Origin of the sequence: Bombella favorum, from assembly GCF_014048475.1 — a bacterium.
In the GTDB taxonomy this organism is placed as follows: Bacteria; Pseudomonadota; Alphaproteobacteria; order Acetobacterales; family Acetobacteraceae; genus Bombella; species Bombella favorum.
This window is the reverse complement of sequence record NZ_NWUS01000004.1, coordinates 39824-63301: the sequence shown is the minus strand read 5'-3', so window position 1 is coordinate 63301 and position 23478 is coordinate 39824. Positions and strand designations below refer to the sequence as shown.

The following is a 23478-nucleotide window of genomic DNA, read 5'->3' as shown; positions in this document are numbered from 1 at the left end:
GGCAGAAACACCCTTCTAGATGAAGGATCGGGTCGATCAACAACCCGATCCCTCTAAGCTGATCCCTCAGCTCAGTGTCATCAGCTCAGCATTACCACCAGCAGCAGCCGTATTGATGCTTACCAGCTTCTCCTGCAACAGAGCTTCCGGCTGGAGCGTCTCTTCATCCGCCCAATACACCAGCGGCACAGGCGCATCCGGGTTCTTCAGATGGTCACTGACGATCTGCCATAGACCTTCATTGATGGTCTCCGTCAGGATGAGAGAGCAGCCCCCCACATCTTCCAGAGAATCCGCCGGCTGTATCACGTTCCGCAGAACATCAGGCAGCGTATCGAGAGACTTGATCACAGCCGGAGCAGCCAGAGCCACAACCTCGTTACCACAACTGACGGCATAGCTGATCATGCGCTTCAGGCCACGAACGGTCTCAGCTACGATCAGCACACGACCACGGGGCTCCAGCGTATAGGTGTTGCTTTCACCCACTGGGGACGGCAACTCCAGACGGCAATCCAGCAGACCATGATCCATCCACGGTGTTACCTCACGGGAAAGCTCACGGTCATCCGTGCCCAGCCACAACAGCCATGAGCGAGCCATAGCAGGCATGGCATCCGCCTTCACCAGCGGCGTACGCGGCGCATGAGCCAGCTGACGGCGCAAAGCCAGCGGACCACCAGCCTTGGGGCCTGTACCAGAAAGCCCATGCCCACCGAACGGCTGAACGCCCACAATGGCCCCAACGATGTTACGGTTGACGTAGATATTCCCAGCTTCAACCCGCTCAACCAGATACTCAATCCGGGACGGCACACGGCTATGCACGCCAAAGGTCAGACCATAACCACCAGCGTTGCTACGGGTGATCAGAGCCTCCAGCTCCTCACGCCGATAACGGAGTACATGCAGCACCGGCCCGAAGATCTCACCACCCACATCGGCGATGGAGTTAACCTCAATCAGGGTCGGCGGAACGTAAGTTCCACCCTTGGTTTCTTCCTCCACGGTTGGGGCCTGGAAGATCGGATGATTCCGGGCACGCAGTGCCTCGATATGATCTACAATGCCTTTGCGGGCCACCTCACTGATAACCGGCCCGACATCCGTAGCCAGCTTAGCCGGGATACCAATGCGCAGCTCTTCCATGGCTCCCTTCAAGAGGGAAATGATACGGTCGGCTGCATCATCCTGAACACAGAGAACACGCAGAGCCGAGCAACGCTGACCAGCACTATCGAATGCGGAAGATACGATATCCTTGACCACCTGCTCCGGCAGAGCAGAGGAATCAACCACCATCGCATTCAGCCCACCTGTCTCCGCCACGAGCGGTACAGGCTGACCATTCCGCCCCAGACGGCCTGCGAGCTGACGGGCAATAATCTGCGCCACGACTGTGGAACCAGTGAACATCACCCCAGCAACACGCTTATCGGCCACCATAGCGGCGCCCACATCACCTTCACCAGGCAGGAACTGGAGAACCTCTTTCGGCACGCCTGCTTCATGCAGAAGCTTGACAGCCTCCATAGCAATCAGCGGTGTTTCCTCTGCTGGCTTAGCCAGAACGGTGTTCCCAGCGGCCAGAGCAGCAGAAACCTGCCCAAGGAAAATGGCCAGCGGGAAGTTCCACGGGCTGATGCAAACAACCGTCCCCAGCGGGAGATGCGTTTTGTTGCTGAATTCCCGCCGGACCATGCCGCCATAATAGCGCAGGAAGTCGATCGCCTCGCGCACCTCGGCCACAGCATTGGGATAGGACTTGCCAGCCTCACGCACAGCGAGCCCCATATAGGCGATGTAGCGTTCCTCAAGCAGATCAGCTGCCCGCTCGAGAATCTCGCCACGCTCATCAGAAGAGCGTGCTGCCCAGCCTGCAAAGGCCTCTTCCGCCACATCCACGGCGTGAGGGATATCCTCTGGGATAGCAAAGGTCACCTGACCAACCTGATCGCTACGCTCTGCCGGGTTGGTTACTGGATGAACCGGACGTTCTGCCTCACCAAGACCCGGCACAAGCGGTGTAGCCTCGTAGGTCTCTGGCAGAGTATCCAGCTCTTTTCCGAGATGAGCCAGAACGAAATCATCGTTCAGGTCCATACCCTTTGAGTTCTGCCGTTCCGGCTCGAACATATCCAGCGGCTTCTTGATCTCACGATGCGGCGCACCGACCGGGCTGTAGGAGCGTGTAACCTGAACCGGGTCTTCCACCAGTTTCTCAAGCGAGATGTTTGGGTCGCCCAACAAGTTGATGAAGGACGAGTTAGCCCCATTCTCCAATAGACGGCGGACCAGATAGGCCAACAGCGTGTCATATGTTCCAACCGGAGCATAGATACGGCACGGACGATCCAGATTCTTCGGGCCTACGACACGCTCAAAGAGGGCCTCACCCATGCCGTGCAGACACTGGAACTCGTACTGCCCTTCATGGAAGTCCGTACCAGCCATGGCATAGATGGAAGCCACCGTGCGGGCATTATGCGTGGCAAACTGCGGGAACACAGCATCAGTCGCACCCAGCAACTTACGAGCACACGCAATGTAGCTAACATCCGTATGACATTTGCGGGTGAAAACCGGGAAGTCCGGCACGCCATCAATTTGAGCCTTCTTCAGCTCGGTATCCCAATAGGCACCCTTGACCAGACGAACCATGAGGCGATGACCGGTCTCACGCCCAAGGGCAATGATGTAATCCAGCACGGTAGCGGCACGGCGGCCATAAGCCTGCACAACGAAACCGATACCATCCCAGTTGGCCAGCTCGGGGTCACGGCAGAGGGCTTCCAGAATATCCAGAGAGATATCCAGCCGCTCGCTTTCTTCAGCGTCAATGTTCAGGCCGATATTGTAGTGCTTGGCACGCACGGCCAGAGCCTTAACGGTCGGCAGCAGCTCGCCCAGCACACGCTCACGCTTAGCACGCTCATAGCGGGGGTGCAGAGCGGACAGCTTGATGGACAGACCGGGACGATCATAAACCGTCTCGCCCGTGGCGCGGCTCCCGATAGCTTCCAGAGCGGCATGATAGGCGGCCTGATAACGCTCGGCATCGGTACGATCCAATGCAGCTTCACCCAGCATGTCGTAAGAATAAGTGAAACCCTGTGCCTGCCGCTTACTGGAGTCCTTCAAGGCTCCCTCGATGGTCTGACCAAGCACGAACTGCTGGCCCATCATCTGCATAGCAAACTGCACGGCCTTGCGGACGACCGGCTCACCACGCTTACGCAGCATGTTGTGAATCACACTCATGCGCTTCTGGGGAGCAATCAGGCGGCTTGTAATATCCAGCCCCCACGAGGCGGCGTTAATGATCAGGCCACTATCCCGCCCCATATGGGACAGCCAGTCACCTACGCCGACCTGATCCCGAATCAGAGCATCACGTGTTTCGTGGTCGGGTGTCCGCAGCAGGGCCTCTGCCATGCTCATCAGGGCTACACCCTCGGCGGAGCCAAGGCTGAATTCCTGTACCAGCGTTTCCACCAGACCGGGCTTACGGTGATCACGCAGGGCACGAGCCAGTGCCAAGCTGATTCTACCGGCGACCCGCTCTTCATCGAACTTCAGCTCAGCATCGGGAAGCAGGGCTTCCACACAGGCCTGTTCCGGATACCGTATCTTCTCGGCAATGGCCTTCCGCAGGGCAGAACGTTCCGGCAATGAACCAAAATGACGTGCAAAATAAGCCATACCAAACCTTCAAGCTGAGAGCGTGACAATCACTTCCTGTTGTTGTGGAGAAAGAACTTCTCTACGCCCAGCCAGACCATGAAACATGGGGCTTTGTCCATATCCAAAAACAGGATTCATGCAAAATATATTGGGAAGTCGAAACATTCCTAAAGGCCCGCCAGCCCCCAAAATAAGGAATATCCATTCCCCGCCCTAGAGAGCCCAGCCAAAAATGGCGGGAAAACGTCATTTTTAATCAAGGATAAAGAATGCGTGATGGAAAGCGGATTTCTCCGCCCCCTTTTCCAGGCATCTCTCATTCACCGGTCAGCGAGAATAAAGCCGCCACCCAGCACACGGTCACCTGCATACATCACACAGGCCTGCCCCGGAGCAGGCAGAGCCGGTTCCTCCAACTGCACTTCGGCCCGTCCACCCTCCAGAGGGCGTACAAGGGCCTGCCGCAGCCCCTCCCGTGCACGCAGCTGTACACCACAGCGTACCCCCTCTGATGGGGCATCAATCAGCCAATTCATATCCCGCAGACGGACAACCCGGCGGCTCTCATCACTGGTTAATGTCTGGCGGGGGCCAACGATGATGCGGCGGGAGGGGACATCAATGGCTGTGACCATCTGCCTCTCACCCGTGCCGGTATGAATATCCCCCAGACGGCGGCTCTGCCCGACCGTATAGCGGGCAATGCCCTCATGCCGGCCCAGTACATTGCCCTTTTCATCCACAATATCGCCCGGCCCTTCGATCTCGGGCCGCATCTTCTCCACCAGCCCAGCGTAAGAACCATTCGTCACGAAACAGATATCCTGACTGTCCCGCTTCGTTGCCACATCCAACCCCAGCTCCTCCGCTAAGGCGCGCACATGGGCTTTATCGGGCATCTCACCGAGTGGAAAGCGTAGAAATTCAAGCTGCTCACGGGTGGTAGCAAACAGGAACCAGCTCTGGTCCCGGTCCCGGTCCACAGGACGGTGCATTTCTACACCCTCCGGGCCTTCTACCCGGCGCACATAATGGCCAGTCGCCATGGCCTCACAGCCGAGGTCCCGTGCCATATTCAAAAGGTCCGTGAATTTGACACCCTGATTGCAGGCCACACAGGGGACAGGTGTCTCCCCTCTGGCATAAGAATCGGCGAAACTCTCGATCACACTTTCCCGGAAGCGGCTTTCTGCATCAATAACATAATGCGGAAAACCGATACGCTCGGCGACCATGCGGGCATCCATAATGTCCCGCCCAGCGCAACAAGCACCGGGCTTGGCCGGGCCACTATGATCGTAAAGTTGCAGAGTTGCCCCGATAACCTCATGGCCCTGCTGTTTCAGCAGTGCTGCCACGACGGAACTATCCACCCCACCGGACATAGCCACAAGGATACGCATGGTCAGAAACCTCAACCGGCCTTAGGAAGATGAACGACAAGACCATCCAGCTCGTCCGTCATGACGATCTGGCAGCCAAGACGGGATGTCTTTTCCAAACCAAAGGCGAGGTCGAGCATATCTTCCTCATCATCGTTCGGGCTTTTCAGCTTGTCTGCCCAAGCGGGGTCCACAATCACATGGCAGGTTGCGCAAGCAAGTGACCCTTCGCAGGCACCCTCAAGGTCGATATTATTTTCATGGGCGATCTCCAACACGGAAAGACCAGCCTGTGCCTCCACCTCATGGCGGCTACCATCACGCTCAACAAAAACCATCCGAGGCATAAATCCCTCACTCCCTGTATCCATGCAGTAGCCTTTACCTCCCGGCAAAGCCCTGCCCAAAACGGGCCACTGCGCACTCCACATCACCTGCCGAGGTAAAACGTCCTACCGACAGGCGCAAGCTCCTGCGTGCCTCTACATCCGTCAGCCCCATCGCCTTCAACACGTAAGACGGGGCCCCGGATGCTGCCGAACAGGCCGAACCTGATGAAAAAGCAACCCCCGGCACAAGGGCCAGAGCTTGCCGTGCCTCCGGCCCGGCGGGCAGGCATATGTTCAAGACGCCCGGCAGCCGTGGGGCCGGTGCGCCATTAAGGTGCACCACCGGGAACAGCTGCCGCATACCCTGCCACAGCCTATCCCGCAAGCCCGCAAGACGGTCTGCCTCAGCAAGCTGCGTCTCCACAGCGAGGCGGGCGGCCACCCCCATGCCGACAATCAGCGGCACAGGCAACGTGCCAGAGCGCACACCACGCTCCTGCCCTCCGCCAGAGAGCAGGGGGGCAAGCCGCACACGGGGCCGCCGCCGGACATACAAGGCACCAACCCCTTTGGGACCATATATCTTATGTGCCGAGACTGAAGCGAGATCGACCCCCTCCAACGTGCAAGGCAGCTTACCGAACATCTGGGCCATATCCACATGCAGTAGAGCCCCAGCCTGCTTGACCAGCGGTATGAGAGAGGCAAGGTCTTGTACCACGCCCGTCTCATTATTCGCCGCCATGATGCTGACCAGCAGGGCGGGCGTCTTCAAAGCATCTTCCAGACAATCAGGCAACAAGCGACCATCCGGCTCCACGGGCAGGATGACGGGTTCGAACCCTTCATCCGCCAGAGAGCGAACACTCTCCAGCACGCATTTATGTTCCGTTGCTACGGTGATGATGCGCCGCCGCTTGTCACCTTGTTCTTTCAGGAAACGGGCCGCCCCCTTAATAGCCAGATTGTTGGATTCTGTGGCGCCGGAGGTCCAAATCAGTTCCTGCGGGCTGACGTGAAGTGCTGCGGCAAGTTCTGCTCTGGCCTGCTCCACCGCTTCTTCCGCCCGCCGCCCCGGCACATGCAGACTCCCCGCATTGGCAGGATGTTGCATGAACCACGGTAGCATCGCCTCCACCACGGCGGGGTCACAGGGGGTTGTGGCGAGATAGTCCAAATAGATTACCCCATCGGACGAACACGCCCCCTTACCGACCATCTAACCCTCCCGAGGAAGCAGGCCTTTTCAACAAGCCACGTTCGGCAAAACGCTGTGCCATACGTGCATAAGCTTCCCCAAACGCTCTGACATCCGCAGCCCTCACATTCCACGGCAAGGACACACGAATAGCCTGCCCAGCAGCCTCCCCCTGCCCCATGGCCTCCAGCACATGAGACCGAGACACCTTGCCAGACGAGCAAGCCGAACCAGCCGACACGCAATACCCCTCAATATCCAACGCCATAAGCTGCATCTGGGCTGTTACACCGGGAAGAACAGCACTGATGGTATTGAGCAGACGGGCCACACCACCACCCATGATGAGGGCTCCAGCTTTCACCATGATGGATTCCAGTTCGTCCCGGAGGGATTCCAACATGGTCCAATCTTGCTTTCGGCTTTCCTCAAAGGCGGCGACCATGCCTTTATGCAGGGCAAGAGCTGGCGTACCGCCCCGCCGTCCCCTCTCCTGCCCACCACCGGGCAACAGAGGGGATAGAGGCCTATCTTCTGGCAGAATCAACGCCCCCGCCCCTTTGGGGCCACCCATCTTATGGGCGGACAGGGCCAGACTCGCCCCGGCCAGCGAGCCATCCTTCAAAGCCTGTGAAAACTCATCCTGTTCCCGCATCCGCCCGGCGGCCTGTACAGCATCCACATGAAGAAAGGCACCATAGCGGCGGCAAAGGGCGGCCACATCCTGCAAAGGTGCATATACCCCCGTCTCGTTATTAGCGGCCATAATGCAGACCAGTGGCCCCCGCTGTCCCCCCTCCCCGGCGGTACGGGTCGCCAGCATCTCTTCTAATGCCGTGCAGTCAATCACACCCTGCCCATCTACTGGGATAAGAGCAGCATCCGGGGCAGCTTTACGGATGGCATCATGCTCGGTAGCACCAATGAGGATGGCACGGCCTTCCGCACGCCCAAAACCATGCAGGGCAAGTGTATCCGCCTCTGTTCCCCCTGATGTAAAAATGCAGCAGTCAGCCTCTCTGCCAAATGCTGCAGCCATCTGCTTACGAACTTCTTCCAGCATGATACGGGCCTTACGCCCTGCGGCATGAACAGAAGCCGGATTCCCTGTTTGCTCCAACCCAGCTAACACAGCCTCCCGAGCAGCAGGGCGCAGGGGCTCGGTTGCATTAGCATCGAGATAGACAGGACTCTGCCGCAAAGCCGCCTCCTGAATCATGAAAAACCCCTTCTGCTCTGCCTGATACGCATAGAGTCATGCCTTGTCTAAACACTCTACAACAAGCCATGCTCATGACCGATGATAGATACAATCTTCTTTACCATTTTGAAAAAACCAGAAGAGAAGAGTCGATTTTGGTAGAAATTGCGAGGGTGGAACCGATATACAACGCCGGTATGTTCCTCCCGGACTGGGGCTGTGCCTTCTGACCGGGGCGTAAAATTATGCCCGGGCCCCGGACAGGACCCGGGCATTATCGGTTTGCACAACCACTCTGGTCCTTCAACGGGCAATGGGTGGACAAAAAGGTGAGAGACGCATGCCTGAAGTCATGTTTGCCGGCCCGGACGGGCGGCTCGAAGGCCATTACCATCACTCTGAAGACCCAAACGCCCCGCTTGCCCTGATCATCCATCCACATCCGTTACATGGGGGGACGATGAACAATCGAATCGCCTACACCATGTATCGGCGTTTCCAGACAATGGGCTTTTCTGTCCTGCGTTACAACTCCCGTGGTGTTGGTCGTTCTCAGGGGCGTTATGACGGGGGAATCGGGGAAATCTCCGATGCAGCCGCTGCGCTGGACTGGATGCAGATGATCAACCCCAACTCCTCCGAGTTGTGGATTGCCGGGTACTCCTTCGGTGCCTTTGTGGGAATGCAGCTGCTTATGCGCCGCCCGGAGATCCGTGGCTGGATCAGCGTTGCTCCTCCGGCTGATGATTATGACTTCAACTTCCTTGCCCCCTGCCCGTGCAGCGGCTTGATGATTGCTGGCGGCAAGGACAGCATGGCGCCGGAGCCCGTCATCCATAAACTGGTGGACAAGCTCAACACGCAAAAGAATGTCACGGTTGATTACCGGGTCTTCCCCGAGGCTGATCACATCTTCTCCCAGCAGGCAGAACTGATTGCCGATGCGTTGGAAGACCACGTGACAACCCGGCAGCGGAACCTCTTCGCCCCCGAAGACACCCTAATGCCCGAGCCCGCTGCAGAAGCTGTCGGCTAACTACCTACACCCTGCCGACAGGACATCTACCAGGAAGAAGGCCCTTCATGACCGATATAACGCTTAAAAGCCCATTCCTGCGGGAAGCAAAAGCCCGTGGCATGATCTTCCAGTGCACAGATTTCGAAGCATTGGATGAACTCATGCTGGCTGGCCCTATTACGGCCTATATCGGTTTTGACCCCACAGCAGACTCCCTGCATGTGGGCAATGCCATGTCGATCATGATGCTACGGCTGCTCCAGAAGCACGGGCACAACCCCATCGCCCTGATTGGCGGCGGCACGGCAAAGATTGGTGACCCTTCCTTCCGTGATGAAGCCCGCTCCCTGATGACGGATGAGACTATCACCCATAATCTCGCCGGCCTGCGGGCTTCTCTTGGGCAATTCCTGAACTTTGATGATGATAAATGCCGCCTCGTCAATAATGCGGACTGGTTGGATAAACTATCTTACATCGGCCTGCTTCAAGATGTCGGTGTGCAGTTCTCTGTCAGCCGGATGCTCTCCTTTGAGAGCGTGAAGCAACGGCTGGACCGGGAACAGGGGCTGACTTTCCTGGAGTTCAACTACTCCATCCTTCAGGCGTTCGACTTCCGGGAGCTGCACCGCCGCCACGGGGCCATCCTCCAGATGGGCGGCTCTGACCAGTGGGGCAACATCGTCTCCGGCATCGACCTTGCCCGCCGCACCGACGGTGCCCGCCTGTTCGGGCTGACGACACCCCTCGTCACCACATCCTCCGGTGCCAAGATGGGCAAGTCCGCCAACGGGGCCGTATGGGTCCGCAAGGAACGGCGGCCTGTGTTTGATTACTGGCAGTTCTGGCGCAATACCGAGGATGCCGATGTCAGCCGCTTCCTCAAAATGTTCACGGACCTGCCCGTGGAAGAATGTGAGCGTCTCGGTGCACTGGCAGGGGCAGAGATCAACGAGGCCAAGAAGATTCTGGCCACCGAGGCCACGGCCATCTGTCACGGTCGGGAAGCCGCCGAGGAAGCTGCCGAGACGGCTCGCAAAGTGTTTGAACAGGGGAGCGTTCAGGCCGCCCTACCGGAAGTCACGCTTGCCTCTGGCCTACCTGCTGAGGGGATGCCGGCCTTCAAACTCTTTGCAGAAGCCGGACTGGCTGCCAGCGGTGGCGAAGCCCGCCGTCTCATCCGTGGGGGTGGTGCCCGGTTGAATGATGTGGTCATTAAGGATGAGAACCAAATCATCACATCTGCCGACCTGACAGATGGTGCGCTAAAACTTTCCTCCGGCAAGAAGAAGCATATCCTCGTCCGGGTAGGGTAAAGTCACGTTATACAGTCGGAGAGGCGTTACCTTCCTCTCCGACTACACGCTATGCAGTAGCGTATCTGGACAAAACTGACAGTATGTGATTCGCTTCTTCCTTATTCTTACTAAAGGACTGATGCTATGAATCCGACCGAAATCTATGATGCTCTCTCGGACCTCGCATCTCAGCCCTTTGATGACAGTATATTTCCCTACGACTTTGCACTCGCTACGGACGCCGCAAAAGCAACCGTAGATAAGCTCCGCAAAGGTGCGACCAACCGTTCCGACCTCCCCGGTGGCGTGCTGCTAAGCCGCCGCTTCCACTTTGCCCCTGCTGGAGGAACGGAACAGGCGACAGTTGATGTCGTTTTAGAGCAGTTGAAGGCCTCGCCCCGCAACAAGCAGGCAAAGCCGGCCATTCTCCTCACAACAGATGGTACCATGCTGGCCGCTTTTCACCCTGCCAGCGGGGAGAGCCTGCATTGCCCGTTGGATGAAATGGCCAAACATTTTGGCTTCTTCCTCCCCGCTGCTGGTAAGGAGCGTTACCGGGCCGTAGAGGAAAACCCCGTTGACGTGCAGGCAACGGGCAAGCTGGCCAAGCTCTATGATGCCCTCATCCGGCATAATCCGGAGTGGAAGAACCCCAGCCATACACACATTATGAACCAGTTCATGATGCGGCTGATCTTCTGCCTATTCTCCGAGGATGTCGGCATCTTCCCTAAAGACCAGTTCAGCCGCCTGGTGCTGGACTATGGCGGGAGAGAAGGCGAGGCCCTGCACATTGTCCTTCAGGCCGGGTTTGAAGCCATGAACCTGCCGAAAGATGAACGCAGCCACCTGCCGGACTGGACAGCCCCGCTAGAATACGTCAATGGCGGGCTATTTGCTGGTGACATCACCATACCAACCTTTGATGTTACGGCCTTCCGTTACCTGAAAGATGCCTGCGCGCTGGACTGGAAGGACATCAACCCCGATATTTTCGGCTCCATGATCCAATCTGTTGCGGATACGGGCATCCGGGCCGAACTGGGGATGCATTACACATCCGTCCCCAATATCCGCAAAGTCATCGACCCTCTTTTTCTGGATGGTCTACGCAGCGAGGTCCAGAAGGACTGGGACAAACCCGCAGCCCTACAGAAGCTCCTGCATAAGCTCGGTCATATCCATATTTTTGACCCCGCCTGTGGCTCCGGGAATTTTCTTGTCATTGCCTATCGCCAGCTGCGAGAGCTGGAAATGACCATCCTGCAACGGCTGGCCACACTGAACGGCAATGACACGATGGAGCTATTTTCTACCATCCCGATTGCCAATTTTCATGGCATAGAATGTGCCGATTTTGCCGCAGAAACGGCCAAGCTGGCCCTGTTCATTGCGGAATATCAGGCCAATGCCCTCTTTGCCGAGCGTTTTGGCCGGGCCATTGCCCCCCTGCCACTGCGGGAGGCCGCCCATATTGTCTGCGGTAATGCGCTACGGCTCGACTGGGAGGCCGTCTGCCCGCCACCGGGGGATGGTGAGCTGGTGTACATCATCGGCAATCCGCCGTTTCTGGGTTCAACATACCAGAACGCAGAGCAGAAAGCCGACATGGCCATCACCTTCTCCGGTGCCGTAAAAAACTATAAGGGGCTGGACTATGTGGCGGCATGGTTCTTCAAAGCCGCCCGCTATATTCAGGGACGACAGGCAGAAGCCGCTCTGGTTTCCACCAACTCACTTTGTCAGGGACAAGCCGTCAATGCCCTTTGGCCCGATTTATTAGGGGAAGCGTTAGAAATCAGCTTTGCCCATACCTCCTTTAAATGGCGCAACAATGCCAGCCATAATGCCGCTGTCATCTGCATCATTGTCGGGTTGAGAAACCGCCCGGAAACCAAGACCACAACAATACTAAAACGCCTCTTCACCGGGGAGACGGAGCATCAGGCCACAAACATCAATGCCTATCTGCTCGATGCTCCGGATGTCTTCATAGAAAAAGCTAGCAAAAGCCTCTTTGGCCTGCCTGTGATGACTTACGGCAACAAACCCACCGATAACGGCCATCTCATCCTCTCACCAGAAGAGAAAGACCGACTTCTGCAACAGGCCCCACAGGCTGAGCCCTTCATCCGGCGTTTCATGGGGTCTAAAGAAGCGATCAACGACCTTGAGCGTTATTGCCTCTGGATTGATGATGCAGAGCTGGAACAGGCAAAACAGATTCCGCCCATTGCCGAACGCATAGAGGCTACATATGCGGCCCGTCTTGCCATGAAAGACGCCCGCAACAACCAGAAACTACTGGACCGCCCTTGGCAGTTCAGAGAGCATGATGCCCCACAAAACCACGCCTACCTCGTTCCTAGCATCAGCTCGGAACGCCGCCCCTATCTTCCGGTCCTCCGTGTCAAGTCCGATACGATTTCCTCAAACAAAAACTTCGTCCTCTATGACGCCCCAGAATGGTGCTTTGCCCTGCTGGTTTCACGCATGCATTGGGTATGGAGCGGCACGGTATGTGGACGCCTAAAAACAGATTTCCAATATTCCAACACGCTCGGCTGGCACACCTTCCCCGTGCCTACCCTCACGGAGGCAGACAAAGAGGCCCTGAAGCAGTCCGGGCGGGCGATCATGCGGGTACGGGCGTCCTATTTCGACAAGTCTCTGGCCGAACTGTACGACCCGGACAAAATGCCTGCCGATCTCTGGGAGGCACATCAGGCCAATGATGCCCTGCTGGAGGGGCTGTATAACAAGGGCCAGCCCTTCACTAACGATACACAGCGGCTTGAGCATCTCTTCCGCCGCTATGCTGCCCATGTGGCACAAAGCCGGAAGAAACAGACTACCCGCAAAAAACGCTCCACAACAAAAAAGCAGGAGGGCTGACCCAATGGCAAACATGCTCACCATGACCTATGGCCACAGCAAGGCAGGCACCAACGCACAGGGGATGCGCCCCATGCAGGAGCGTGTCTACAATGTTCGGCAGGCCCAGCATATTCTCCTCAAGGCCCCGCCCGCCGCCGGGAAAAGCCGTGCCCTCATGTTCGTCGCGCTGGACAAGATGCGCCACCAGCACGTGGAAAAAACCATCATCTGCGTGCCGGAGACCTCCATCGGCGGCTCCTTCCGCAGTACATCCCTCCCCGGTTTTGAATGTGACTGGGTGGTGGAAGACCGCTGGAATCTCTGCCTCGACAGTGACGAAAGCTCCCCCCGCAAGGTGCGGGCTTTTCAGGATTTTCTACAGGATGACAAGGCGCAGGTGCTCGTCTGCACCCATGCTACCTTCCGCTTTGGGTATGATGCCGTCATCGCACAAGATGGTGTGGAGCGTTTCGATTCCTGCTTCATCGCTGTGGATGAGTTTCATCATGTCTCAGCGGGGGATAATAACCGCCTCGGCTTCATCCTGCGGGAATTGCTGAGCCGGGACCGCTGCCACCTCATGGCGATGACGGGCAGCTACTTCCGAGGGGATTCCATCCCCGTTCTCCGCCCGGAAGATGAAAGCCGCTTCACCCCCATTACCTACAGCTATTACGAACAGCTAGAGGGGTATGAGTTCCTCAAGAAACTGGGCATCTCCTACGAGTTCTATAAAGGGACCTACATCAACGGGCTAAAGGATGTTCTGGACCCCACACGCAAGACCATCATCCATATTCCGCACCGTGGGTCATCCGAGGCCTTTGACGATAAATATAATGAGGTCGGGCAGATCATCGACCTCATCGGCACGATTGAGAGACGGGACCCAGAAACCGGGTTTGATCTGGTCCGCCGGCCTGATGGCCAGCTGCTCAAAGTGGCTGACCTTGTGGATGATGGCCCCAACCGGGACCTCATCAAGGCCAGCCTTGCCAAAACCATCACCGGGCCAGATGGCAAACGGGATGACGAAGCCGACCGGGCCAAGGTGGACATCATCATTGCCCTCGGCATGGCTAAGGAAGGGTTTGACTGGGTCTGGTGCGAACATGCCCTGACCATAGGCTACCGCTCCTCCCTGACGGAGATCGTCCAGATTATCGGCCGAGCCACACGGGACGCACCCGCCAAAACACGGGCTGTCTTCACCAATCTGGTCGCCGAGCCGGGAGTGGAAACACAGGCCGTGCAGGATGCCGTAAATGACATGCTCAAGGCCATTTCAGGCTCTCTACTCATGGAGCAGGTTCTGGCACCCAACTTCAAGTTCTACAGGCGGGAGGATGGTGATATCCGTGCGCCTATCAGCACGGATGCACAGGGGCATGTCACCATTGGCATCCACAATCTTGATGAACCCCCAACCCAGCGGGCCCGTGACATCTGCGAACGGGACATGAACGACCTCGTCGCCACCACCCATCAACACATGTCCAGCCGTGCCCTAAACCCCAGCACAGCCCCGGAAGTCCTCAACCAGCCCATGCTGACTGGCATCATCGAGAAACGCTACCCCGACCTAACACAAGATGAGACGCAATCTGTCCGGCAACAGCTTTCCGCTCGCATCAATCTTTCCACATTGGCCCGGCAAACCCTCCCGGAGGAAGACATCACTCCACCCACCCCCGATGAGAACAGGCCTTCACCCGACATTGGCCCAAGCCCCACCACAGAGGACGAAAAGACAGCCAGTGCGCCTAACACGTTGCTCAGCCTCGTCAGGCGGCTCATCAATGTAAAAGATATCGACATGGAGCTGATCGACAGCGTCAACTGTTTTCAGGAACGGTTTGAAATCATCTCCCGTGATATGGACGCCCCCCTGCTAGCGCAGATCAAGACCGCTTTCACCGCCCAGAATTACCCCATGACAGATGACGAGGCTCGAGCCCTCTGGCCCCGTTTCCGGGCCTTCTGCCTACAAGAAGGTCGCCACCCCGACCCCCATTCACCCGACGAGCTGGAACAACGCCTTGCTATCGTACGGCTTTATCTTAGCAAAGCCAAAGCCAAAGCACGCCAGCGGCAGGACTAACCCTATGAAACGCCTCACACTGGAAGATATTTTCGCTGAGGATGACGAACTCGGCCTACTTATGGACGATGCCTCACCATCTCCACAGGGGCGAGGTACCCGCAAAACAGAGTTGGATCTTCTGGAACAGGTGAGCCGTTTTTACGAAGAGCACGGCAGGTTCCCAGATAACAAGGCTGAAGATCACGACGAAATGTGCCTTGCAGCGGCATGGACTCGTATGGCGCAAACCCCATCCCCAGCCATGAAGGAGGCTGACAAGCTGGGGTTACTTGCCGAGTCCACCACCCCCTCCCCAACCCTACCCGACTGGCGGGATGAACAGGCCTTTACGGATATCCCCCAATCACTGGATGATATCCTCAATGATGATAGCCTGGACATAGATGAAAGCCTCTTCACCCTCCGGCACTCCAGCCCTGCTGCGGAACGGGCCGTGCCAGAGCATCAAGCTTTCATCACGCCCTGCGACAATTTTCAAGATTATGAGGCCCTGTTCGAGGCTGTGCAGCAGGAAATAGCCAACGGCACCCGCAAAGCAAAGCGTATAAAGAAGAACCAGATTCTTGAACCTGCGGAAGGCGACTTCTTCATCCGTAATGGTCTCATTGCCTATGTCGCCGAGAAATATGAAAAGACCTATCGCCACGGCGACCGAGAACATCGCCTGCGCATTATCTTCTCCAATGGGACGGAAAGTGACCCGCTTATGTCGTCCTTCCGCAAGTCCTTAACAGAAGATAAGACAGCCCGCTTCATATCCCGCATCGGCCTTGGGCCACTCGCCGGTAGCGAAACTATCACCAACGCCACCGGTACCATTTATGTTGCCCGCTCTCTCTCCGATGTTCCGGCCATCCGTAAACTACGTGGAGAACTTTATAAGATTGGTGTCACAAGCGGTGATGTTCGCCGCCGGGTTGCCGATGCCCGCAATGACCCTACCTTCCTCATGGCACCCGTGGAGATTGTAGCCACCTATACGCTGGTCAATCTCTCCTATCGCAAGGTGGAAGACTGCCTTCATCGCTTTTTCTCTCCCTCACGGGCGATACTGCACGTCCATGACCGTATGGGGAAGCTGATCTACCCCAAGGAATGGTTCCTACTACCCGCTGCCCTGATTGGTCAGGCAGCCCACCTCATACAGGAGGGCACACTCCACCTTTACGAGTATGACCCCCACCAGAAGACCATCATCCGCAAGAACACACCCCAGTAATCCCCCCTAAAGAGGCACATACTCCAGCACCCATTCCACTCTCTGCTGGCGTTTGGGGGGCTTTGTGGCCCTGCTACCAGCATCGGCCGCATCCCCCACCACGGGCACAGTCCGGCCCGGAAGAGACTGAACAGTGATCTGGGATGTCTGCTCTGGCGCACCACGGCCCATATACAGGTCTTCCTCCAAGGACAACACACCACCCACCTGATGAAAACGCCATATCTCTGACGGGGCATGGAGTAGAATCTCATCATCCTCCCGCTCCACACGGACATCGGGATGAATATGGAACCTTAACGTAAAGGGCACATCCCGCTCGCCTTCCACCACCTCTTGCCCTCTGAGCTCCTCACCAGACGGTGCCAGAAACAGGGAACGGAACCAGACGACCCCATAAGATGGATAATATCCATTATGCGATAAGTGCAGTTCCTGCGTGCGGCCCTGTCGTTTCTCTTCGTAGCGCACCTGTGAGGGGCGGCGGGTCACATGGCCATCCTCCCCAAAATCAGACGAGGACTCCCCATCCACAACCAGAATTGTATGAGCAGCAGAGCCCCGGAGGGCCCGTTGCCAAGCTCCCCCCTCTGCTGCACCGCAATTGACAAACAACCGCTGCCGATAGTGGGAAAATTCAAAAGACAATGTCCCGGCATGAGCCAGACGATCCATCCCAGCAGAGGGCGGAGCGGCGGCATCCACCAGCAACAATGCCCGCCCTGCTGTCAGACGAGCAAACCCACCTTTGCTGATGCTAGACGCAACAACCCTATAGCGTTCTGCCTGTTCCAGCAGGTCTTGCACAGCTTTTGCGCCACGCTCCTGCGAGCCATTGAACAGGGCTAACCCGCCATCACCATGACAAAACGCCCGCAATACAGCACAGGCACGGCCTAACATCACCGGCACACAATCCGGCGGCATCCATTGCAAGGTGCTGAACATACCCTGAATGGCTGTCAGCTCCTGCACGCACCGATACTGTGCCTCCGGGCTGCGCTCGGCGGTAATGCCGTCTTCACCCATAAGACGCTTTAATTCCAGCGGAAGTTGCTGCTCAAACCGTTTGAAGAAACCATCATAATACGGCACAGCCATATAAACAGCCAGCAGCCCCCGCAAGGCGACCAGCCCTTCCCACCCCGTGGGCGGCAGAGGCAACATAGCTGAAAGGCGACGAGCCTCCCGCACGGCGGCATCCAAAACCAGCTGCTGTGTCCCCTCCGTAGCGGTGGAGAGGCAAAATTCATAATGCCCCAACCAATTAGCCAGCCGCCGCCCCATCACGCCGCTTTCCCGTGCGACTGAATCAGTTGGCGGGCGGTCCGCCCATGAGGCCACCATGGACCGGGCCAAAAGCCGGGCCCCATTCGTCCCGAGCGTCCGCAAATCCCGCAGCCAATCGAAGCCATAGAACCAGCGGCGAACATCATCCGGCCAGCTATTGGTCTGCCAGACACCCCGCAAGGGCAGGCTGTAGGTCTTCTGGCCGAAGCGAAACACGCCCCCCGTTAGCAGGGCACCCTGATCCACATCGCCTTCCTCCCTGTCCTGATAAAGACAGACAGGACTTACTCCCTCATGCCGCCGTCGCCGGGGCATGGAGACTAACATCAGCCTGAAATACCGCCAGCAAGCCCTAAACAACCATCATTCCCCTGCCGAGGCTGAAAGCTGGGCTGGCCGGGCAGCGGCACGCATACCCTCAATCGCTGCCTTGCGATCATCCTTACCAAAAATAGCAGAGCCCGCCACCAGCATGGTTGCCCCAGCTTCTGTCACCAGCGGGGTAGTGGTCTCATCAATACCACCATCAACCCCCAGCACGATGTCACGCCCGCTCTTACGAATCATCTCAGCAAGGGTCCGTATCTTAGCCAGCTGACCATGCAGGAATTTTTGCCCCCCAAAACCGGGATTGACCGTCATGACCAAAATGATATCGACCATGTCCATCACTTCTGACAAAGCCTCTGGCGGTGTAGCGGGGCAGATGGCCACGCCAGCCTTACACCCCAGTGCTTTGATGGTCTGCAATGTGCGATGAAGATGAGCATTTCCCTCTACATGCACGGTGATATGGTCCACACCGGCTTCCGCCATGGCGGCCAGATAAGGGTCGGCCGGTTCAATCATCAAATGGGCATCAAAACGGGCCTTACTATGGGGGCGCAACGCCTTGATGACGGGCATACCAAAGGAAATATTCGGTACAAAATGTCCATCCATGACATCAAGATGCAGCCACGGTGCTTCCGCAACAGCGCCCATCTCGTGACGCAGATTGGAAAAATCAGCAGCAAGCAGACTTGGTGCAATGATGGGCATGTAACCTCCATATAAAGAACCGACAGTGCATATTTGCATGCGATATTGGCAGAATACGGCTTTTTTACAAGGGAATCCCACAGGCTATGGGAACCACCCTGGCGAAGGGGAAAGCAAATAGACACAGGCCGCCCTCTCTGCTAACGAAGGGATATGTTCCGAGGGGTGCCTTTGCGATGTAAGGCTGAGAAGATGGCTATTAGCCCATCTAACCCTTTGAACCTGATCCGGTTCGTACCGGCGAAGGGACAGGAAACAGCATAGAGCGGGTTTATCCCCCGTTACTCCCCCTGAACTGACGCCCCTACTGCGAACCTTCACCGTCGTATACCGAAGGCGAAGATTCCATGCGTTCATTTTTCTCCGGTAGAAAAACAGCTCCGTTCTTTCTACTTCTCTGTAGCCCCGGCTGGGCACTAGCAGCCTCCCAGAAGCAGGCTCATAAATCCGCCACGCCCCACCATCCCGCCAAGCATCAGGCACCCCACGCCATGCAGGCCAAAAAGGTGGAGTACATCACCACCCGTGCCACCCCGGAGGTCGTCCAACGTGGCGGCGGACTGATCCGCCCTCAGCATGGTACGCAGTCCATCAGTGAGGTGGGCCGCAGCTACATGGACATTCAGGCCCCTATGGCCTCGGCCTTTCAGCTCGTCTCCATCCTGCCGGGTGCTAATGTCATGACATCCGACCCGTTCGGAATTTCGCCTAACACCAACATCAGCGTGCGTGGCCTAAATGGCGATGCGCTGGGCTATGTGCTGGAGGGAATGCCCCTTAACGACATTGCCGCCTACAATGGCTACCCCAACCAGTTTGCCGATACAGAAAATTACAGCAAGATTGGCCTCCAACAGGGATCAGCCGATCTGGACAGCCCTATCCTCAACGCCGCAGGCGGGCTGATGAAACTCTCCTTTCTTGACCCCGCCCTAAAGCCCGGCGGCTTTGCCTCCTTCTCTTATGGGTCCTTCAACACAAGGCGTGGCTTCATCCGGCTGGAAACAGGTGAGATAGGCCATAGCGGTGTAAGGGGATTTGTCTCCTATTCCAACACTCATGCGGACAACTGGCGCAGCGGAGGGTATGACACCCGCCAGCATATCGACTTCAGGCTTCTCAAAGAATGGGGACAAGGAAGCCATGCCAGCCTTCTGGGGTCATGGAACAAAGCCGATACCAGCTATTACCCCTTTACCTCCCTTGCGGACTGGAAAACCTACGGCACCCATAGCGGCAAGCTAACCCAGCATTTCCAGCCCGGTGAAAACAGCACCAACTACTGGCGTCTTGCCCGCGACCCGGAAGAAACGCTCTATGTCGGCGCACCGGTGCATCTGCGCTTCAACCAGCGTTTTTCCTTCGACATCACCCCTTATGCCCAGAGTGCCTACGGCAACTTTCCCTATGGTTCCACGCTCTCCAGCACGGGGAATTATTACGGCTCTCAGCCCGTGTCCTCCCTACCTGTTAGAGACGGCCAGACCGTCCGGGCTGATTACACCCAGCGCAGTTATCGGGCCGGTGTGAACATGGCCTTCCATGCCCATTACAAATGGAATGATTTCGTCATGGGCTACTGGTACGACTACTCCGATGATAATGAGCGTCAGCCCTTCACGAGCGTGGGTGATGATGGCTCCGCTGCCAACATCTGGGCTGACAAAAGGCGCAACCGCATCCTCATGTCAGATGGCAACCCCTATCTGGCCGGGGCTTTTCACACCATGTCGCAGACCAATGCCCTCTACATTGGCGACCATATCTCCTTAATGGATGACAGCTTGGCTATGGATATTGGCTTTAAGGAGGTCATGCTGCACCGCTGGGGGACGAACGATGTGCCCGGCTCGCAGCGCAACGTTACCAGCAACAGGCAGGAACCCCTTCCCCGCTTCGGCTTACGCTGGAACATCACGAAGCAGGATCAAATCTTCCTCAATGTGAACACCAATTTCCGGGCACCGGCTGTCTCTGCCTATTATAACAGCTATGCTGGCGTAGATGCGAATGGAGCAGCCAATGGCTCCATCAGTCAGGCCGGGACCAACCACCTGAAGAATGAATATTCAGTCGCCGAGGAATTCGGATACCGCCGCACGGGGGATTGGCTGACAGCAAGCCTGACCTTCTTCAACTATAATTTCCGCAACCGGCAGATACAAACAGGCGAAGCGAACAACCCCAACATCATCACGACCATCAACGCTGGGAAACAGACCTCCCGTGGCGTGGATGTGGAGCTTGGTACACGGCCCTGGCATCATATTAGCCCCTATGCGTCCTTCGAGTATCTCCATACGAGTATTGATAATAATATCGCCACCGGAGGGGACATCTTACCAACAGCAGGCAAGACGGCGATCCGCAGCCCCCATTTTCAGGTGGGCGCCGGATTACGCTATGATGATGGACACTTCTTCAGCATGATCACCATGCATTACATGAGCCACCAATATTCTACCTTCATGAATGACGAGCGTATCCCTTCCATTATGACGGCTGATCTAAGCCTTGGTTACCGCTTCAACAATGTGGGCTTCCTTCATCAACCCACATTACGACTGAACCTGAGCAACATCAGCAATCAACGTTACCTCTCTGGCGTCAACTCCACCGCGCTGAACGCACATGACACTACCGGGCTACATGGCACACGGATTAGCGGCTCGGCACCGGGTTATTATATCGGTGCCCCCTTCGCCGCCCTTGCTAGCCTGACAGCCGGATTCTGAGCATGTCGGCACGCCCCCTTGGTCTGGAGAGTGGTTATAATGGCTGCGTCTGGCCCTATTTGACAGACAACGACATAACCACACTTCTACCACGCTGGGGCGTCCAGCCGGACCATAATCCCCTCCTCTGGCACAGCCGCCGCCCCTTCTCCTCCTCGGCCATCGTAGCACTGGACGATGGCAGGCGGATGTTCCTCAAACGACACGGGCGAGCCCTGCGCTCTGCAGACACACTGACAGAAGAACACCGTTTTGCTCGCCATCTAGCTAGGCAGGGCCTGCCCGTCTCCGCCCCTCTACCTATGTTGGATGGACAGACAGCTCTCGCCACGCCTGATTATACTTACGAAGCCTTCCCCCTCTTTACGGAGCAAGACGCCTATCGCGGGCTGGATTCTTGGCGGCCTTATCACAGCACAGCCCAAGCAGCATCCAGCGGCACACTTCTGGCGCAGTTGCATCAGGCTAGTGAGACCTATCAAGCACCACCGCGCCACAACCCTCCACTCATCTCGGCACGTCACCCCCTTCTGGGTAGCAGACTGGCCGACAGTCTGATCCCGTGGGCTGCAGAACAGAGCGGACTAGCAGCCTTCTACCCGCCTGCCTCACTACAACGGGATGTCCTGCCTCTGCTGGCTCCCTTTCATGCGGCCCTACATCCTCTACTTCCGGATGATCATCCACTCTGGGGGCATGGAGACTGGCACGGGGCCAACCTACTCTGGCGCATAGAAGGGCAGGACATCACGGCTGCCCGTGCGTTCGATTTTGGCATGTGTGACCAGACCAGTGCCGCCTTTGACCTTGCTGTCGCCATAGAACGCAGCTTCATCAGTTGGCTGGACCCAAACGGCACCCCAGCCGTGCAGGAGGAGCAGCTTCTGGCCTTCCTGCGTGCTTATGATACCCAGCGGCCCCGTAGCCCCGCTGAAAAACACCTCACCGCCTGCTGGCTACCACTCTGCCATGTTACCTTCGCCCTCTCGGAAATCGCCTATTACAGCGATATCCTTGGCAATAAAAACGCCGCTGAGGTTTCCCGGCGGGACTATCTCATTGGTCATGCCCAATGGTTCCATACAGCCAGAGGACAGGCTCTGCTCACCCTGCTGAAAGGAAGCTGACCTCATGGAACTAATCGCCGCTTTTCTCAGTGCTTCTGGCGTCTGGCTAACAGCACAACGCCGCATGATCGGCTGGCCCATTTCCCTACTGGCAACGCTGTTTTATGGCACAGTATTCTTTCAGGCCCATCTCTATGCGGATACGGTGCTGCAAGGAGTATTCAGCATCGCCATCCTCTATGGCTGGGCCTTATGGGCTAGGGAACAAAAAAGACGCATTAGCGGGGTAGAGCACCTCCCCACCATTCCAGCAGACACACTTCCGGCCCGGCCTCTTCCCCTCAGTCGGGCCGTACTGGAAACAGGTTTCTTCCTGCTTCTCTCCATTCTCTGGATTTTAGCCCTGAAACACTGGAGTGATGACCCCACCCCTCTGCTAGATGGCGGGCTAAGCGGGGCCAGCCTGCTCGCCCAGCTCTGGACTGCCCGCCGCCACCGGGAAAGCTGGCTGCTCTGGTCCGCCATTGATGTGATCTATACAGGCCTGTTCCTCAACCGCTCACTCACCATTACGGCCCTGCTTTATGCAGGCTATACCGGCCTCGGCCTGTACGGCTACTGGAAGTGGAAACGCTAAATCCCTGCCAAGGGACCGCTATCCTCTTACTGATTCATCCGGTCCAGCTCTTCCGGGGTAAGATGCTGGATGCGAATAGGCTTACCGCTGGCATCGTAATAGACAATGGCAGCCCCACGACGTTCCGCATAGCCATCTGGCTGACCGCTTTTCTTACGGAAAAGAAGGCGGTCACGCTCGGGCTGCACAGTCACCTCATCACCCCGTGGCACAAAATGAAACATGCTATAATCAGCATGAACACGGGGCAGGCTGGAGCGAGGCATGGGCTTTCTGACGATGGTATTAACGTCATCAGCCTGCGCCGGGGCTAGTCCGACCACGCCCACCAGCAGCATGCCAGCTCCCGCCAGCAAACCGGCCTGTTTCACAAAACGCATACGCCCTCTCCCTTCGAC

At 57.1% G+C, this 23478-nt stretch carries 16 protein-coding genes and 1 riboswitch; of the genes, 8 read left to right on the top strand and 8 right to left on the bottom strand.

Going from position 1 to position 23478, the window contains the following annotated elements; genetic code table 11:
• Positions 1-66: 66 nt before the first annotated feature.
• The 5 genes from putA to CPA57_RS08515 form a co-directional block, all read right to left on the bottom strand.
• Positions 67-3702 (bottom strand): bifunctional proline dehydrogenase/L-glutamate gamma-semialdehyde dehydrogenase PutA, encoded by a 3636-nt coding sequence (gene putA / locus CPA57_RS08535; RefSeq protein ID WP_182082390.1) that lies wholly within the window; start codon positions 3700-3702, stop codon positions 67-69.
• A gap of 302 nt (positions 3703-4004) precedes the next feature.
• The gene (gene mnmA, locus CPA57_RS08530; RefSeq protein ID WP_182082389.1) at positions 4005-5087 is read right to left on the bottom strand and encodes a tRNA 2-thiouridine(34) synthase MnmA; all 1083 of its coding nucleotides are present in this window, start codon (positions 5085-5087) and stop codon (positions 4005-4007) included.
• Between the two features lie 11 nt (positions 5088-5098).
• Positions 5099-5413, bottom strand: a complete 315-nt coding sequence (locus tag CPA57_RS08525; RefSeq protein ID WP_077397207.1) for a ferredoxin family 2Fe-2S iron-sulfur cluster binding protein — start codon at positions 5411-5413, stop codon at positions 5099-5101.
• A gap of 34 nt (positions 5414-5447) precedes the next feature.
• Positions 5448-6614: a cysteine desulfurase family protein gene (locus CPA57_RS08520; RefSeq protein WP_182082388.1), complete on the bottom strand. Its 1167-nt coding sequence runs from the start codon at positions 6612-6614 to the stop codon at positions 5448-5450.
• The gene (locus CPA57_RS08515; protein WP_182082387.1) at positions 6604-7812 is read right to left on the bottom strand and encodes a cysteine desulfurase family protein; all 1209 of its coding nucleotides are present in this window, start codon (positions 7810-7812) and stop codon (positions 6604-6606) included. Before CPA57_RS08515 ends, CPA57_RS08520 begins: the two co-directional genes overlap by 11 nt.
• Before the next feature lie 322 nt (positions 7813-8134).
• Here CPA57_RS08515 and CPA57_RS08510 point away from each other — a divergent pair, with 322 nt between their 5' ends.
• The 5 genes from CPA57_RS08510 (at position 8135) to CPA57_RS08490 (ending at position 16310) form a co-directional block, all read left to right on the top strand.
• Complete coding sequence (locus CPA57_RS08510; protein WP_077397182.1) at positions 8135-8830, top strand: alpha/beta hydrolase; 696 nt, start codon at positions 8135-8137, stop codon at positions 8828-8830.
• 47 nt (positions 8831-8877) lie between these two features.
• On the top strand, positions 8878-10128 hold the full coding sequence (tyrS, locus tag CPA57_RS08505; protein ID WP_182082386.1) for a tyrosine--tRNA ligase: 1251 nt from the start codon (positions 8878-8880) through the stop codon (positions 10126-10128).
• Positions 10129-10254: 126 nt separating this feature from the next.
• Positions 10255-13005, top strand: coding sequence for a class I SAM-dependent DNA methyltransferase (locus CPA57_RS08500; RefSeq protein ID WP_182082385.1), 2751 nt, complete (start codon positions 10255-10257; stop codon positions 13003-13005).
• Positions 13006-13009: 4 nt separating this feature from the next.
• Positions 13010-15088, top strand: a complete 2079-nt coding sequence (locus CPA57_RS08495) for a DEAD/DEAH box helicase (RefSeq protein WP_182082384.1) — start codon at positions 13010-13012, stop codon at positions 15086-15088.
• A 4-nt stretch (positions 15089-15092) separates the two neighbouring features.
• Positions 15093-16310, top strand: coding sequence for a GIY-YIG nuclease family protein (locus tag CPA57_RS08490; protein WP_182082383.1), 1218 nt, complete (start codon positions 15093-15095; stop codon positions 16308-16310).
• Between the two features lie 6 nt (positions 16311-16316).
• Here the strand turns inward: CPA57_RS08490 and CPA57_RS08485 are convergent, their stop codons facing one another.
• Both CPA57_RS08485 and rpe read right to left on the bottom strand, forming a co-directional pair.
• A complete protein-coding gene (locus tag CPA57_RS08485; RefSeq protein WP_229709367.1) occupies positions 16317-17915 on the bottom strand; it encodes a heparinase II/III family protein in 1599 nt (532 codons plus the stop codon).
• 48 nt (positions 17916-17963) lie between these two features.
• Positions 17964-18641 carry a ribulose-phosphate 3-epimerase gene (gene rpe, locus CPA57_RS08480; protein ID WP_182082381.1) on the bottom strand — a complete coding sequence of 226 codons (678 nt, stop codon included), beginning with the start codon at positions 18639-18641 and terminating at the stop codon, positions 17964-17966.
• Between the two features lie 151 nt (positions 18642-18792).
• A riboswitch (TPP riboswitch) is annotated at positions 18793-18908 on the top strand.
• An 80-nt stretch (positions 18909-18988) separates the two neighbouring features.
• On the opposite strand from rpe, the gene CPA57_RS08475 reads away from it, so the two are divergent.
• The 3 genes from CPA57_RS08475 to pnuC are packed head-to-tail and all read left to right on the top strand — an operon-like array spanning position 18989 to position 23080.
• Positions 18989-21376 carry a TonB-dependent receptor gene (locus CPA57_RS08475; RefSeq protein ID WP_229709366.1) on the top strand — a complete coding sequence of 796 codons (2388 nt, stop codon included), beginning with the start codon at positions 18989-18991 and terminating at the stop codon, positions 21374-21376.
• 2 nt (positions 21377-21378) lie between these two features.
• Positions 21379-22503, top strand: coding sequence for a phosphotransferase enzyme family protein (locus CPA57_RS08470; protein ID WP_182082380.1), 1125 nt, complete (start codon positions 21379-21381; stop codon positions 22501-22503).
• Positions 22504-22507: 4 nt separating this feature from the next.
• Complete coding sequence (pnuC, locus tag CPA57_RS08465; protein ID WP_182082379.1) at positions 22508-23080, top strand: nicotinamide riboside transporter PnuC; 573 nt, start codon at positions 22508-22510, stop codon at positions 23078-23080.
• 26 nt (positions 23081-23106) lie between these two features.
• Here the strand turns inward: pnuC and CPA57_RS08460 are convergent, their stop codons facing one another.
• On the bottom strand, positions 23107-23460 hold the full coding sequence (locus tag CPA57_RS08460; RefSeq protein WP_182082378.1) for a hypothetical protein: 354 nt from the start codon (positions 23458-23460) through the stop codon (positions 23107-23109).
• Between the last annotated feature and the right edge of the window lie 18 nt (positions 23461-23478).